Below are 15,075 nucleotides of genomic sequence, written 5' to 3' on the forward strand. Positions count from 1 at the left end.
TTGATGGATGGAACGGGCGGGCGCGGGAGGGAGGCCGCGGCCCTCAATTAGACCTCATGCCCGGGCCTCTGGCGCGGCCGGCACGATGCCCGAGAGCTGCCGGGCGAGCCGTTCGCCGCTGTCGTCGGCCAGCGCGGCCTCGCGCAGGCTGGCCACGGTGCGCGCGGCGTCGGGCCGGCCGCGCAGGGCGGGCAGCACGGCCATGATCTTGCGGTAGCTGCCCAGGCCGCGCGCGTGGGTGTCGCCGTAGCCCTTGATCAGGCGTGGGCATTCGGCGATTTCGCAGGCCAGGCCGTAGTCCGCGGGCGCGAGCCGCATGACGCGGTCCAGCCAGTCCTGTATGCCGGCCGTCTCGCGCTCTTGCCGCAGCGACCGTAGCCGCAGCCGCTTGAAGGCCGTGACGCCGTACAGCAGCAGGAATCCGCGCAGGCTGGACGTGCGCACGACGCGGCCGCTACGGGTGGCGCGCGCCAGCAGCGGGCCGGCCCAGCGCGAGGCCAGCAGCCACCGCCCGAGGCCAGCCGGCAGCATGTCGGCGATCTCTTCCGGGCGAGGGTGGAAGAATTCGTTGATGCGCAGCATCTGCCCGGCGCGGGCCCCGTGCTGCTGCCGGACGCGGTCGAAGCGGGTCGCGCGGATCTTCAGTTCGGCGACGCGCACCGTGTCCTCGTAGGTCATCCACAGGGCGAGATAGCGCGCGGTCTCGCGCAGCAGGCGGCCGGCCCGGTCGATGTTACGGACGGCGTCCACCAGGGGCCGCAGCCGGTCCAGGTACAGGGCGGCGTAGGCCGGGTCCTGGTAGTCGGCGGCGCGGACGATGCCCGCCCGGAGGATCTCCTTGAGCGGGGCGGGAAACTCCCGGTCGATGCGGGCGTCCAGCGGCGCGAGCCGGGCGTCGATGGCCGTGTCGGCCGTCGGCGGCGCCGAGGACGGCGGGGGGGCGTCGACATGGGCGCGAAAGCCCGCGTCGAACGCCTGCAGGCTGGCAGCCACGCCTATCCCGCCGCGCTCGATGGCGGCTTCGAAGGCTTGCCGGTCCCAGGGCAGCGTCCCCGTGGCGGCCAGCGCACCGAACAGGGTCGCGCTGATGACGCTGCCGCTGCGTTCGGCCAGGGCTGAATAGTCGCGGCAGACGAATTCGCGGGCGGCCGCGCGTCCCGCCTCGTACAGCGATGCATAGTCCTTGCGCCCGTCGCCCATGGCCATCTTCTCGGGCAGGGCATAGACGCGGTTGGACGAGGCGATCAGCACGGTCCTGTCCGGGGTTACGAGTCCTCGCTGCACCGCCCGGGCCGCCTCCATCAGTTCGGAGGCGATCACCACATCCACGTCGCCGGGAACGGGCATCAGACCGAGCACGGGCGTGCGTGTTCGGTCGCGGGGGCTGGGCAGGACCTCCACGTAGTAGATGGTGGCGCCGGTGCGCTGCGCGACGCCGGGGACTGACGTGGACTGGGCGTGGAAGCCCGCGTGTTCGGCCGTGGCCACGATCCAGTCGGCCAGCACCCCGCCGCCTTCCCCGCCCATGGCGAGGATGGCGATCTTGATCGGGCGCGCGGTTGCCTCAAGCGGCATGGCGATACTCCTGCTTGGCAAGGCGGCGCTGCAGGAAGCCGATGATTTTTCCGGCCAGGCGCGCGCCCAGGGTTTCGAGGCGGGTGGGATTGGTCACGACGTCGGCCCGGTAGAACGACGGACACAGCACGGCGGCGTGCGAGACCTCCCCGCACAGGCCGCAGCCCACGCAGCTGGGCAGCACGGTGGCGACCGGGTCGCGGCGCAGCGGGTCGGGGTTGTCCTTGATCGACAGCGAGGGGCAGCCGGACAGGCGTATGCAGGAGTGGTCGCCGGTGCAGGTGTCGTGGTCGATGCCGAACTGCTCCTTGACGACCCGCCGGCCTTCCTTGGCCATCCGGCGCTGTTGGGGCTTGATCCGCCGCTGCTTGTTCAGCATGCATTCGGACTGGGCGATCACGACCTTGGGGCCGGGCTCGTCGGACGTCAGCGCCTCGTCCAGGACCGACTGCATCTGCTGGAGGTCGTAGGTATGGGTGACGGTGCGGACCCACTCGACGCCCACGCCCCGCACCGCGGCCTCGATGCCGTGGCGGGTCGAGCGGGTGGGAGCGTCGGCGGCGGACGAGAGGATGTCCTGGCCGCCGGTCGCCGCCGAATAGCCGTTGTCGACGATGACCGTGACGTTGTTGCTGCGGTTGAAGACCGCGTTGCCGATGCCGGAGGTCAGGCCGTTGTGCCAGAAACCGCCGTCGCCCATGATGCTGATGGTGCGCCGGCCGGTCTCGCCGGTGTTCAGGGCCGCCGCGCCGGCGGCGCCCAGCCCGTAGCCCATCGAGGTCGCGCCGATGTTGAACGGGGCGAGCGCGGCGAACTGGTGACAGCCGATGTCGGCGCTGACGTAGTGCTTGCCGATGCGGCGCTCGACCATCTTCATCGCGGTGAAGATGGGACGTTCCGGACAGCCGGTGCAGAAGGAAGGCGGTCGCGGCAGCACTTCGTCCACCTTTTCCAGTGCGACGCCGGGCATGGACGGCACGATGGGCGGGATCCTGGGTTCCAGCATCCGGGCCACGCCCTCGGGCAGGGGCTGCCGCCCGGCCAGCCCGGGCGCGTGGCGCTCGAGGAAGCGACGCAGTCCCTTCATCACGACCCGGGGCGTGTATTCCCCGGCGCGCGGCAGGATGTCCTTGCCGTGCAGCACGGTCGCGACGTCGGCGCGGCGCAGGATGGTGTGCAGCGCCTGTTCGATGAACTCGGGCTGGCCTTCCTCCAGCATCAGCACCGCGTCCTTGCCCCGGCAGAAATCCAGCACCTCGTCTTCCACGACCGGATAGACGACGTTCATGACATAGATGGGTATGTCGGTATCGCCGTAGATGTTGGCCAGCCCCATCAGCTCCAGCACCCGCATCAGAGTGTTGTACAGGCCGCCCTGGACGATGATGCCGACATGGCCGGCCTCGCCGTCGAAGCATTCGTTCAGGCCGTGCTCGCGCACGAAATCCTCGGCCGCCTTCCAGCGCTGCGTGATCTTCTCGTGCTCGTGCACGAAGGTGGCGGGAGCCAGGGCCATGCGTTCCACGTCGCGCCGCGGCTGCTCGATGGCATCCTTCAGCGAGAACGCGGGGCGCTTGTTGTCGGTGGCCGCGAAGCGGCCGTGGGCGTGGCAGGCGCGGATGCGCAGCGTCAGCATGACGGGCGTGTTGCTGGCCTCGGACAGGTCGAAGCTCTGCTGCACGGCGCGCACCAGCGAAGGCAGGTTAGGGCGGGGGTCCAGCAGCCACATCTGCGACTTCATCGCGAAGGCATGGGAGCGTTCCTGGATGATGCTCGATCCTTCCCCGTAGTCTTCGCCCAGGATGATGAGCGCGCCGCCGGTCACGCCGCCCGAGGCGAGATTGGACAGCGCGTCCGAGGCCACGTTGGTGCCGACGGTGGACTTGAAGGTGATGGCGCCGCGCAGCGGGTAGTGGACCGAGGCCCCCAGCATGGCGGCCGCCGTCGCCTCGCTGGCGCTGCTTTCGAAGTGCACGCCCAGTTCGTCCAGGATCTCGCTGGCATCGGCCAGGACGTCCATCAGATGGGAGACGGGCGAGCCCTGGTAGCCGCCGACGTACGAGACGCCGGACTGCAGCAGGGCCTTGGTCACGGCCAGGATGCCTTCGCCTTCGAACTCCTGGCCCGCGCCCAGGCGCAGCTTCGTGACTTCCTGCTTGAATGATCGCTCTGCCATAAGCGTTCCGGAAAAAAGGTGAAAGGGACCCCGGCGGCCATCGACGGACGGCCACCATGGGGGAAGAAGGATCGGGGGACGCGCGCGGCGCGCGGGGAATGTCTCTTCCCTAGAACCTCGCGGGCAGCCAGGTCGCGATCGCGGGCCAGAAGAAGATCGCCACCAGCAGCAGCATCGTCATCGCCACGTAGGGCGTGACCGCCTTGAAGATGTCGGTCATCCTGACCTCGGCCGGCGCCACGCCGCGCATCGTCATCAGCAGCATGCCGTGCGGGGGCAGCAGCAGGCCCAGCTGCATGCAGATCAGGTACATGATGCCGAACCAGACCGTGTCGATGCCCAACTGGTTGACGATGGGCATGAACACCGGCAGCGTGATCATCATCATGGAGATCTGTTCGACGAACAGGCCCAGGAAGATCAGCAGCGCCAGCATGCCCGCGACGATGGCCAGCGGGGACAGCCCCGTGCTTGTCACCGTCTGCACCAGGCCGTTGGTGGCGCCCGAGAAGCTCAGGATCTGGGAGAAGGTGGTGGCGCCCAGGATGATGAACAGGATCATGGCCGAGATCACCAGCGTGCCCTTGAGCGCGGCGAACAGCCGGGCCGGCGTCAGCGCCCGGTAGCACGCGGTGACCAGGATGGTCGCCATCGAGCCCAGGGCGGCCGATTCCGTGGGCGTCGCCCAGCCGGCGATCATCGAGCCGACCACCACGCCGAAGATCGTCGCCAGCGGCAGCACGTAGATCAGGAAGGGCCGCACGCGCTCCCAGCCCCGGTGTTCGTCCAGCGGGCCGTTCGGCGCGATGGCGGGCCGCAGGCTGGCGCGGACCACGATGTAGGCGATGAACGACAGGCTCAGGATGAAGCCGGGCGTCACGCCTCCCACAAGCAGCTTGGAGATCGAGATGCCGGACAGCGAACCGAGCAGCACGGTGATGGCCGAGGGCGGGATCAGCATGTCGACCGCGCCGATGGCCATGATGGGGCCGCAGGCCATGGTGGGGTGATAGCCGCGCTGCAGCATGAGCGGCAGCATCAGGCTGCCCAGCATCGCCGTGGTCGCGATGGTGGAGCCCGAGATGGCCGAGAAAATCGTGCCGGCCACCACCGCCACCACCGCCAGCCGGGCGGGCATGCGCCGGATCAGGCGTTCGATGCCGTCGATCACCTTGAGCGCCACGCCCGTGTGGAACAGGACCTCGCCCATCAGGACGAACAGCGGGATGGGCGTGAGCGAGAAGCTGGTGATGGAGGCCGAACCGTTGCGCACCAGTTGGCCCAGGCCGGGTTCGCCGCCCAGGAACAGCAGCGCCCCGGCCAGGTTGATGACCAGGAAGGAGAAGGCCACGGGCAGGCCGAGGAACAGCAGGGCGGTGGAGCCGCCGAACAGCAGCAGCGAGGCTTGTTGCCAGGTCATGGGCGCCTCCTAGCTGGCCGACACGGCGTCGTGCCGCGGCCGGTGTTCGGCCTTGCGCAGCCGGTCCATGCGGAACAGGAACTCGACCGACAGCAGGGAGAAGCTCAGTACCCAGGGGGCGGTCCCCCACCACTCCGGCGTCACCAGCGTCTTGGTGATCATGCCGCCGCCCAGGTAGCTTTCATGGGTGACCAGCCAGCCGTGCCAGGCCAGGGCGACGCTGCAGGCGAAGCCGAGCAGGTCGGACGCCCACTCGCAGGCCCAGCCGGCGCGCGCCGGCAGGGCCTGCAGCAGGATGTCGACCCGGATGTGCTGGCCCTGGCGCAGCAGCCAGGGCGCGGCCAGCATGGTCATGGCGGACAGCATCGTTTCCGAGATCTCGTTGCTCCAGGACAGGTCGGCCAGGCCGGTGTTGCGGGTGAACACGTCGGCGCAGATCATGACGGTCATCGCCAGCAGGATCAGGCAGGCCAGGGAGAAGCAGAGATAGAGCAACTGTCCGTAGGCGCGTGAAATCGTCTGCATGGCGGATCACGGGCGCGAGAACAGCGACTTCAGCTTGGCCGCGTGCGCGGGGCTGACCTCGGCCATCCGCTTCCAGGCGGCGTCATGGGCGGCGTCCAGCAGCTTGCGGCTGTCTTCCGGCGACAAGGCGATGGTTTTGACGCCCGCTTCGGCCTGCCGCCTGGTCTCGGCCGCGACTTCGTCCTGGTACGTGGCGTTCTGTTCTTCGGCCCACGCGAATTGCTTCTGCAGGAACTCGCGCTGGGCCTGCGTCAGGTTCTTCCAGGACGACAGGTTCATCAGGATGCCGTTCTCCGAGCCGTAGAAGCCGGGGTCCACGCGGTACTTGGTCTTCTCCTGCCAGCCCAGGTCGAAGATGCCGGCGATCGGCCAGCCGTAGCCGTCCACCACGCCGCGTTCCAGCGCGGTGTAAAGCTCGCCCGGCGCGGTCTGCACCACCGTGCTGCCCAGGCCCAGGAACAGATCCCGGTAGACCGGCGTGATGCGCATCTTCTGGCCCTTGAGGTCACCGGTGAAGCCCTTGTTGGTGTAGATGTGATAGGGCACGCCGTCGCTCAGCCGGGCGAGGTAGGTCAGGCCCTTGGGCGCCAGCAGAGTGTTCATGTAGTCGATGGCGCCGTTCTCGCGCAGCTGCCGGGTCGTCAGGTCGGTGTAGGACATGGCGATGGCCTCGGGCACGATGTTGGTGTAGAACACCCCGGTCACGTTGGCGAGATCGACCACCTTGTTGCGCACGGCGTTGCCCACCTCGAATGGCGGGATGGCCTTGGGGCCGCCGATGTAGTTGATCTGCACCAGGCCCTTGCCTTCCCGGTTGACCTTCTCGACGAAGCGTTCGAAGTGGCGGGAGAAGAAGGTCTTTTCGTCGAAGGAACTGACGGCGCGCAGGGTGACCTGCTGCGCCTGGCCCAGGGCCGGCGCGGCCAGACAGGCGAGCGCGGCGGCCGCGAGGATGGCGCGGCGCTTGCCTTGCAGGGAGCGGGAACCGGCGTTGACGAGGGACCTGAGCATGTTGTCTCCATTGCCGGCTTCTTTCGCGAGGCACGGGCCCGCGAAGGCGGCGATAAGGGTTGGATGGATGGGATGGCGAGGCGGACCGAGGTTAGAGGGCGGCCGCGAGGCCCGTCAACGCGATTTCCTGCGGCATGCGATGAATTCTTTTCATGCACGGCGGGGGCGCGCCTGCGGGGCGTGATCGGTGCCAAAATGCCGGTGCGCGCCACGCGCTTTCCCGTACGACTCTCGCGATACCGCCATGGAATTGAAGCAACTCAGAGCGCTGCAGGCCATCGCCGACACCGGCAGTTTCGGCGAGGCGGCGGCCCAGCTCGGCCTAACCCAGTCGGCGCTCAGCCACCAGGTGCGCCATCTCGAGGCCGAACTGGACGAGACCCTGCTGATACGGGCCCGGCCCAAGGTCTATCCGTCTCCGGCGGGACTGGCGGTGCTGGCTTCGGCGCAGAAGATACGCGCCGAGATCATGGCGCTGGAAGCGCGCTTCGAGCGCTCCAAGACCGGGCCGGTCACCGGCACGCTGCGCATCGCGGCCACCACGCTGTCCATCGTCTACGTCCTGGGCGACCTGTGCGAGGCCTTCATCGAGAAGTACCCGGGGATCGAACTGATCTTCACCGCCACCGAAAGCGCCGAGGCCGCCGTCAGGCGGGTGCAGGTCGGGACGGCCGACGTGGCGTTCGGACCGCTGGGCGAAGGCAGCAGCCAGATGGTCAGGGTGGCGCTGGGCAGCACCGAGCATGCGTTCATCGTCCGCAGCGGCCATCCGCTGGCCAAGCGGGGAACCGTCTCGCTGGACCAGCTGCGGGAGTTTCCGTTCGTCCTGTTCCAGCAGGGCAGCGGTACGCGGGCCATCACAGACGAACTGTTCATGCCCGATGGCGGCTATCCGTCCATCCTGACCGAGTCCAACGACGCCCAGTTCATCAAGCGCATCGTCTCGATCAGTTCCGGCGTCGCGCTCATGCCGGTCTATGCGCTGGCCGACGAGGTGGCCAGCCGCAGGCTGAGCCTGCTGCGCTGCGCGGGGCGGCCCATCCTGGTCGACATCGGCATCGTCCACAAGAAGAACGTGCTGATGAATTCGATCGAGCTGTTCAAGTCGCTATGCCTGGACCAGCGTGGGCCATCGCCCATCGGCATCACCATCGAGAACGCGCGCAGCCTGCCGTTCGCCAGGCGCTGAACCCGCAGGCGCGCGCGCCGGCTCAGGCCAGCGGCCCCACGCGCAGGCCTTCCTCGTCCAGCCAGCGGGAAAGGGCCGGGCCGGCCAGCACCCGGTATTCGGCCACGCGCTGCCCGCCGGGAGGATCGTCGGGCACGGGGGCGACGGCCGGGTGGCACATCAGCACGTCCCGGTCGCCCGCGTGCCGCAGCCAGTTGCGCACCAGCGCGGCATAGTGCTGTTCCCCGCCTTCAAAGCCGTACACGCCCAGCAGGCGGGCGTTGGTCCGCATGCCGTGGCCGTGTGCCAGACGGGCCAGCCCGGCGGCGCCCAGCGCGGCGATCACGCGGGCCTTCAGGCGAGGCGGGCGCGGCATGCCGGGCAGGGGCGCGGGGCGCGTGGAGCGCAGCCAGGGCAGGGCATGGGCATAGCGCCGCGCCAGCAGCGCGACCAGGCGGGTACGTATGCGGGGCAGCTGATGCACGTGCTGGTGGCCGTCGACGTAGGCGGGCGGGCGGCCGAAGGCCTGTTCGAAGGCGTCGAACTGCCGGACCAGTCGCGCATCGATCCAGGCGTCGTCGATCAGGCCCGCGTAGCTGCGGGCGATGAGCGCGGACAGGGACAGGCGCTCGGCGGGCGTGTCGAAGAAAGCGGTGAAGTCCACGTGCAGGCCGGTCTCGATGCCCGTGTCGGCCAGCAGCCGGGCGTAGGTGCCGAAGCTGGGGCCGAGCGTCATGCAGCTGGCGGCGCTGACGCGCTTGCGGGCGGCCAGGGTGAGGATGGCCAGGTCGACCGACGCGTCCATGCCGAAGTCGTCCGCACACACGACGATGCGCCTGCCGGATAATGGCGTTCCGTTCACCACGTTTCCGTTGGATGTCCATCCATGCGCCTGCTTGCCGGACAGATCCTTCGCTTCGTCGCCGTCGGCTGCCTGGCCGCCGCCACCCACTGGGTCGTAACCGTGGCCTGCGTCGAGATGCTGCGCGTCGTGCCCCTGTGGGCCAACGTGGCGGGCTGGCTGGCCGCCTTCTGCGTATCGTTCGCGGGCCATCTGCTGTTCACGTTCAGGCACCCGCTGCATGCGTGGCAGCAGGCCGCGGCGAGATTTTTTCTCGTATCCGCCGGCGGCTTCGCGGTCAACGAAATGGCCTATGCCTGGCTGCTCCATGTGTCCTCGGTGCGTTATGACGTCTTGCTGGCAGCGGTGTTGGTGGGGATTGCCGTGGGTACCTTCATTGCAAGCCGGCTATGGGCGTTTGGCCGCACGCCCGGCGCATGAGCCCGTCGCCGGCCTCGATCAGCCACACGCGGCTGCGGCCTTCGCTCAGCACGGGCTGCCGGTTCGCCAGCAGTGGCTTGCGCGTGGCGTCGTCGGCGCCGCCCCAGATCCAGTAGCGTTCCCCGGCGGGGGCCGCGCACAGGCGTTCGTGCAGCAGCCGGTCCGACAGCAGCACTTGCTGGCCCTGTACCGGGTCGAAATGCGCGGCGTCGTACAGTTCCTTGCGCCAGTTGTCGCGCAAGGGAATCTGCGGGTCCAGCCAGTCGTCCACGACCCAGATGGGGGAGCGGGAGCGGGAATACAGTTGCAACTGGAAGGGGTACTCGTGCAGCGCCACCAGCGTGTCGCCGGGCCGCAGCCGCGCGCCGATGTCGAGGGCCAGGGACTTGGGAGCCTGGTGCGAGTAGGCGGCGGCTGCGGCCATCGCCGCGCCGCACAGCGTGGCGGCGCCGATGACCGACAGCGGAAACAGGCGCCGCCAGCGCAGGCTGCGGCCGCTGCGCCGGACCGACATGACGACCTCGGCCAGCAGGAAGGCGAAGGCGGGCAGCGCCGGCACGATGTAGCCGATGAGCTTGGAGCTGGGTAGGGAGAAGAAGGCCAGGATCACGGCCAGCCAGATCAGCATCAGCCGCCGCAGTTCGCCGTGGGGCGCGGTCCAGAAGCGCTTGTCGAGCAGGCCGGCGGCCCACGCCGACCAGGGCAGCGCCAGCCCGGCCAGCACGGGCAGGTAGAACCAGGCCGGCTGCACGTTGTTGAATCCGCCGGCGGAGAATCGCTCGAACTGCTGGTAGATGAAGAAGTAGTGGAAGAACTCCGGGTAGCGCAGCTGCATCAGCCAGAACCACGGCACCGCCACCAGCAGGAAGGCGCCGATGGCCGGCGGCCACAGCAGGACGAGCAGGTCTTTCCAGCGGCGCGCCGACGCTACCCAGATCACCAGCACGACGGCCGGCAGCGCGACGCCTATCAGGCCTTTGGCCAGCACGGCCAGGCCGGCCAGCACCGCGCACGTCAGCATCATGCCGCGGGGCGAGGCGCCTTCGCGGGCGCGCAGCAGCGCCTCGGCACCCGCCAGGATGCACAGCGAGATCAGGCTGGCCACCAGCATGTCCAGGTTGGCGAACTGCGCGGCGCCGTAGAAGAAAGGCAGGGTGACCAGGATCAGCGTGGCGACCGTGGCGGTGCCGCCGTCGCGCCACCTGCGCACGAACAGGTACAGGCCCGCCGCCGCCAACCAGGCCGCCAGGACCGAGGGCAGGCGGGCGGCGAACTCGTTCAGCCCGAACACCGAGAACGAGGCCTCGGCCAGCCAGTAGAACAGCGGCGGCTTGTGGAAATAGGGCATGCCGTTCAACAGCGGCACGGCATGGGAGTGGCCGCGCAGCATTTCCCAGGCGACGCCGGCGTAGCGGCCCTCGTCGGGCAGCATCAGCGGCCGCACCCAGGACAGCATGGCGAGCCACGCCGCGATGGCGGCAAAGAACAGGCTGGTTCTTTTCATCGCCGGGCCGCCCCAAGATGAAAACGCCCCCTTGGGGGGCAGCGCAGCCGCGCAGCGGCAAGCGTGGGGGTCATTTTTCATCGCCGGGCCGCCCCAAGATGAAAACGCCCCCTTGGGGGGCAGCGCAGCCGCGCAGCGGCAAGCGTGGGGGCCATTTTTCATCGCATGCCTGCGCGGCGGCTGCGCGTCCCCGTGCCGCGGCGGGAACGGACCACGTACAGCGGCCGGCCCTTGACCTCGTCGAAGATGCGGGCGACGTACTCGCCCACGATGCCCAGCGAGATCAGGTTCAGGCCGGCGAAGAACAGCAGGGCGGCCACGATGGTGGTCCAGCCCGCGACGATGTTGCCCTTGACCAGGTATTCGCCCACCACGTAGCAGCCATAGGCGAACGACAGCGCGGCGAAGAGTCCGCCCACGAGGCTCGCCATGCGCAGCGGCCAGGTCGTGAACGCGGTAAGCCCGTCCAGGGCCAGGCGTCCCAGTTGCAGCGGCCGGAAGTGGCTGCTGCCGTGGGCACGGTCGGCGGGGACGTAAGGCAGCGGTTCGGCCTTGAACCCTACCCAGGCGTACAGGCCCTTCATGAAGCGCGTGCGTTCGGGCAGGGCGATCAAGGCGTCGACGACGCGGCGATCCATCAATCGGAAATCGCCGGCATGCGCCGGGACGTCGACGCGGCCATGCGAGCTGAGCAGCCGGTAGAACAGGCGCGAGCCCAGGCGCTTGAGCGCTGGCTCGTCGTCGCGGTGGCTGCGCACGGCATAGACCATGTCCGCGCCGGCGCTCCAGCGGGCGAGCATCCGGTCGATCAGGTCGGGCGAGTGCTGCAGGTCGGCGTCCATGCTGATGACGACGTCGCCGTCCGCGGCTTCCAGGCCGGCGCTGAGCGCGGCTTCCTTGCCGAAGTTGCGCGACAGCTGTAGATAGCGGAAACCCGGAACCTGGCTCCAGCGGGCCATGAGCTCGGAGGTCTCGTCGGTGCTGCCATCGTCCACCACGACGATCTCCCAGCTTCGGCACAGCGTGTCGAGGCGGGCTCGCAAGAGGGGAAGAAGCTCGCGCAGGTTGCGGGCCTCGTTCAGGCAGGGCAGGACGCAGCTGACGTGGACATCGTGGAAGGCGCGACTCCTGGGAGCGGCCGCCTCGGGAAGAGGCAGGACCACGCCGGGCAGCGCCGGGCCGAAGCCATCCAGATCGTGTTGGACATCCATGAAACACTCGGAAAGAACGACGGGAACGGCGCCAGTATGGTCGGGCGTGCGTCGAATTTTCGTTGAAGGGATGTCGAGTTTCCGTGGCCAGGACCGTTCAGCGGAACGTCAGTTTTCGGGCGCCCCGTAGGTGCGTTCCCCGCGTTCGGCGATCACCTCCAGCAGTGTGCCGGTGAACGCCTCCAGGACCGCCGGTTGTTCCCGCCCGCGCTTGGTGATGAGATGGAAGCCCAGGGACAGCACGGGGTCGGTCAGCAGCGCGGTGACGACCGGCACGTCGGGTCCGACCGGCGCGGCGAACGAGGGAATGATGGTGGGACCGACGCCGGCCGCCGCCATGCCGATCAGCGATTCCAGGTTGTTCATCCGAATGCCGCCCTCCGGGCGCAGGCGTTTCGACGCCGTCTTGCGCTTGTCGATCAACTGCTGGAGTTCCGAGGTGGGGTGCAGTTCGACGAAGGGCACGTCGGGCAGGTCGTCCCAGCGTATGCGCCGGGGCCTGCCCTGCGCCTTCAGCCGCAGCGGGGCGGTGCGGCACTCCACGTACAGGAAGTCGAACTCGAACAGCGGGCGCCGCGAGACCTCGGGCACGTGCCGGGGAAAGATGCCCAGCCCGCAGTCGAGTTCGCCGCTGCGCACGCGGCGTTCGACCTCGGGCTTGGGCAGGTCGAACACGTGCAGGTCCAGCGTGGGCTGGGTGACGCGCAGCTTCATGTATACGTGCGGCATCACGCTGGCGGAGAATATGGGCGTGGCGCCCACGCGCAGCGTGCGCCGCCGTTCTTCCGAGAGCTGGCTGAGGACGGGCGCGATGGTTTCCACCTCGTCCACGACGTGCTGGGCCACGGGCACCAGCCGCTGGCCCGCCGCGGTCAGGTGGACCGAGCGGGTGGTGCGCTCGAACAGCCGGCACGCCAACTGGCCCTCCATGTCCTGCATCATCAGGCTCAGGCCGGGCTGGCTGATGTGCAGCTGTTCCGCCGCGCGGGTGAAGCTGCGCGTATGCACCACGGAAAGAAACGCCTTGAAATGCCGGATCGAGAGATTCATAAGTAACGTAAATCAATAGATATAAGAGATATATTAGACAAATTAAACGGCTGTTCCTAGAATTTCCCGCAAGCAAGCACAGATGCACCCGCCGGCCACGCCGGACGGGGCGACGGGAGACGGGACGATGAACGAGGCGACAGCCAAGCGGCGCCAATTCCGCGAACTACTGGCCAGGGACGAACTGCTGGTCATGCCCGGAGGCTTCAGCCCCCTGCTGGCCCGCATCGCGCAGGACGCGGGGTTCGAAAGCTATTTCATCGCCGGCTCGCAGCTGTGCGCGTTCCTGTATGGCTATCCCGACACCGGCGTGATGGGCATGCGCGACGTGGTCGACCATGCGCGGCACGTCGCGGCCCGGACCGACATTCCCATCTTCCTGGACTTCGATACCGGCTTCGGCAACGCGGTCAACGTCTGGTACGCGGTGCAGGAGGCGGTGCGGGCCGGCGTGGCGGGCTTGCAGATCGAGGACCAGGAAGCGCCCAAGAAGTCCGGGACCAGCGCGGGCCGCCGCTGTATCCCGGTGGACGAGGCCGTGGGCAAGTACCGCGCGGCCGTCGCCGCCCGCGACGAGATCGACCGGGAGTTCGTGGTGTGCGCGCGCTGCGACGCGCTCGGGGCCGCCGGCGAGACCTTCGAGTCCGCGCTGAACCGCTGCGTCGCCTATGCCGAGCAGGGCGGCGTGGACCTGGTCTGGCTCAATTCGGTGCAAAGCCGCGAGCAGTTGAAGATCGCCTGCCGCGAGATCCCGGTGCCGGTGCTGACCATCTGGGGCGGGCAGGGCCCGGCGCCGACGCTGGAGGAATACCGCGAACTGGGCTTGCGGGTGGTGCTGTATCCGACCATCGCCGCCTCGTCGGGGATGCAGGCCGCCTGGCGCGTACTGCATGATTTCCGCCGGCGCGGCCAGGCCGCGCTGGCCGACTGGGCCGCCCAGGTCAACGCCTGCCCGGACGGACCGGCCGACTACAAGACCCTGTCGGGCATCCCGAAAGTGATGGAGCTCGAACGCCGGTTCCTGGCCGAGGACAGCCGTCCCGACTATGCAAGCACCTGGGGCCACGGCGGCACGCTGGAGCAGAGCGGCAGGCAGCCCCCGAAGTGACCGGGGCCGGCGCGGCCGGCCCTCTCTTCCTCCTTCCTGGAAACGAACATGGATCGACGTCAACTATTGAAGGTCGCGGGCGGAGCCTTGCTCGCGCCGGCCGTGGCGCGCGGCGACACGTATCCCGGCCGGCCCATCCTGCTGCAGGTGCCGTTCCCGCCGGGCGGCGCGGCCGACGTGATGGCGCGGCTGGTCGCGCGCAAGATGAGCGAAGCGCTGGGCCAGCCCGTGGCGGTCGAGAACAAGCCCGGCGCGGGCGGCATCATCGGCGCGGCGGCCGTGGCCCGCGCGGCGCCCGATGGCTACACGCTGCTGCTGTCCACCACCAGCACCCATTCGCTGGCCGCCGCCATCAAGTCCTCGCTGCCCTACGATCCGGAGAAGAGCTTCGCGCCCATCGTCGAGATCGCCAACGGCAAGAGCGTGCTGCTGGTGTCCAGCGCCTCGGGCATCCAGGACGTCGCCTCGCTGGTCAGGCTGATGAAAAGCCGCGGTGCCGACAACAATTTCGGTTCGGCCGGCGTGGGCACCCTGGCGCATCTGAACGGAGAAGCCTTCAAGCGCGCAGCCGGCGTCGAGATGACGCACATTCCCTACAAGGGCATGTCGCTGGCCGTGCAGGACCTGATAGGCGGCCAGCTGACGATGATGTTCGACAGCGCCGTGTCCGCGCTGGCGGTGCTCAAGGGCGGGCGGGTACGCGCGCTGGCCGTGGCCGGGCGCAAGCGCACGCCGGTGCTGCCGGACGTGCCGACGCTGATCGAGGCCGGCGTGCCGGGCTTCGACATGGAAGCCTATTTCGGCCTGTGGGCGCCGGCGGGCACGCCCGCGCCCGTCGTCGAGCGGCTCAACGGCGTGCTCAACGCCGCGATCGCATCGCCCGACCTGCGCTCCGAGATCACCAGCCTGGCCGCCGACCCCGCGGGCGGTACCAGCGCCGCCTTCGCCGAACGCATCGCGCGCGACCGGCGCAAGTGGAAACAGATCATCGCCGACGCGGGCATCACGCCCGAGTAGCGTCCCGCCGCCGTGCGCCGTCCGGGCG

At 68.9% G+C, this 15,075-nt stretch carries 13 protein-coding genes; 4 read left to right on the forward strand and 9 right to left on the reverse strand.

Annotated features, from left to right (window positions below):
- Positions 1 to 54: 54 nt before the first annotated feature.
- The 5 genes from EGT29_RS06005 to dctP form a co-directional block, all read right to left on the reverse strand.
- Positions 55 to 1,575 (reverse strand): indolepyruvate oxidoreductase subunit beta family protein, encoded by a 1,521-nt coding sequence (locus EGT29_RS06005; RefSeq protein WP_124688158.1) that lies wholly within the window; start codon positions 1,573 to 1,575, stop codon positions 55 to 57.
- A complete protein-coding gene (locus EGT29_RS06010) occupies positions 1,565 to 3,751 on the reverse strand; it encodes an indolepyruvate ferredoxin oxidoreductase subunit alpha (protein WP_124688159.1) in 2,187 nt (728 codons plus the stop codon). Before EGT29_RS06010 ends, EGT29_RS06005 begins: the two co-directional genes overlap by 11 nt.
- Before the next feature lie 109 nt (positions 3,752 to 3,860).
- The gene (locus tag EGT29_RS06015; RefSeq protein WP_124688160.1) at positions 3,861 to 5,171 is read right to left on the reverse strand and encodes a TRAP transporter large permease; all 1,311 of its coding nucleotides are present in this window, start codon (positions 5,169 to 5,171) and stop codon (positions 3,861 to 3,863) included.
- 9 nt (positions 5,172 to 5,180) lie between these two features.
- Positions 5,181 to 5,696, reverse strand: coding sequence for a TRAP transporter small permease (locus tag EGT29_RS06020; RefSeq protein ID WP_238160306.1), 516 nt, complete (start codon positions 5,694 to 5,696; stop codon positions 5,181 to 5,183).
- 6 nt (positions 5,697 to 5,702) lie between these two features.
- Positions 5,703 to 6,707 (reverse strand): TRAP transporter substrate-binding protein DctP, encoded by a 1,005-nt coding sequence (gene dctP / locus EGT29_RS06025; protein ID WP_124688161.1) that lies wholly within the window; start codon positions 6,705 to 6,707, stop codon positions 5,703 to 5,705.
- 244 nt (positions 6,708 to 6,951) lie between these two features.
- On the opposite strand from dctP, the gene EGT29_RS06030 reads away from it, so the two are divergent.
- On the forward strand, positions 6,952 to 7,896 hold the full coding sequence (locus EGT29_RS06030; RefSeq protein WP_124688162.1) for a LysR family transcriptional regulator: 945 nt from the start codon (positions 6,952 to 6,954) through the stop codon (positions 7,894 to 7,896).
- Between the two features lie 22 nt (positions 7,897 to 7,918).
- On the opposite strand, the gene EGT29_RS06035 is transcribed toward EGT29_RS06030, so the two are convergent.
- Positions 7,919 to 8,737: a ChbG/HpnK family deacetylase gene (locus tag EGT29_RS06035; protein WP_238160307.1), complete on the reverse strand. Its 819-nt coding sequence runs from the start codon at positions 8,735 to 8,737 to the stop codon at positions 7,919 to 7,921.
- A 24-nt stretch (positions 8,738 to 8,761) separates the two neighbouring features.
- Here EGT29_RS06035 and EGT29_RS06040 point away from each other — a divergent pair, with 24 nt between their 5' ends.
- Positions 8,762 to 9,157 (forward strand): GtrA family protein, encoded by a 396-nt coding sequence (locus tag EGT29_RS06040; RefSeq protein ID WP_124688163.1) that lies wholly within the window; start codon positions 8,762 to 8,764, stop codon positions 9,155 to 9,157.
- Here EGT29_RS06040 and EGT29_RS06045 read toward each other — a convergent pair.
- From EGT29_RS06045 to EGT29_RS06055, 3 genes are all read right to left on the reverse strand, one after another.
- Positions 9,111 to 10,661 (reverse strand): glycosyltransferase family 39 protein, encoded by a 1,551-nt coding sequence (locus EGT29_RS06045; protein WP_124688164.1) that lies wholly within the window; start codon positions 10,659 to 10,661, stop codon positions 9,111 to 9,113. The two genes, EGT29_RS06040 and EGT29_RS06045, sit on opposite strands and share 47 nt — an antisense overlap.
- Before the next feature lie 158 nt (positions 10,662 to 10,819).
- Positions 10,820 to 11,872, reverse strand: coding sequence for a glycosyltransferase family 2 protein (locus EGT29_RS06050; protein ID WP_124688165.1), 1,053 nt, complete (start codon positions 11,870 to 11,872; stop codon positions 10,820 to 10,822).
- A 108-nt stretch (positions 11,873 to 11,980) separates the two neighbouring features.
- Complete coding sequence (locus EGT29_RS06055; protein WP_124688166.1) at positions 11,981 to 12,922, reverse strand: LysR family transcriptional regulator; 942 nt, start codon at positions 12,920 to 12,922, stop codon at positions 11,981 to 11,983.
- A 127-nt stretch (positions 12,923 to 13,049) separates the two neighbouring features.
- Between EGT29_RS06055 and EGT29_RS06060 the strand changes: the two genes are divergently transcribed.
- Both EGT29_RS06060 and EGT29_RS06065 read left to right on the forward strand, forming a co-directional pair.
- Positions 13,050 to 14,030 (forward strand): oxaloacetate decarboxylase, encoded by a 981-nt coding sequence (locus EGT29_RS06060; RefSeq protein ID WP_161567714.1) that lies wholly within the window; start codon positions 13,050 to 13,052, stop codon positions 14,028 to 14,030.
- 48 nt (positions 14,031 to 14,078) lie between these two features.
- Positions 14,079 to 15,047, forward strand: coding sequence for a tripartite tricarboxylate transporter substrate binding protein (locus EGT29_RS06065; RefSeq protein ID WP_124688168.1), 969 nt, complete (start codon positions 14,079 to 14,081; stop codon positions 15,045 to 15,047).
- Positions 15,048 to 15,075 lie beyond the last annotated feature (28 nt).

The sequence above is a fragment of the Pigmentiphaga sp. H8 genome, from assembly GCF_003854895.1.
In the GTDB taxonomy this organism is placed as follows: Bacteria; Pseudomonadota; Gammaproteobacteria; order Burkholderiales; family Burkholderiaceae_B; genus Pigmentiphaga.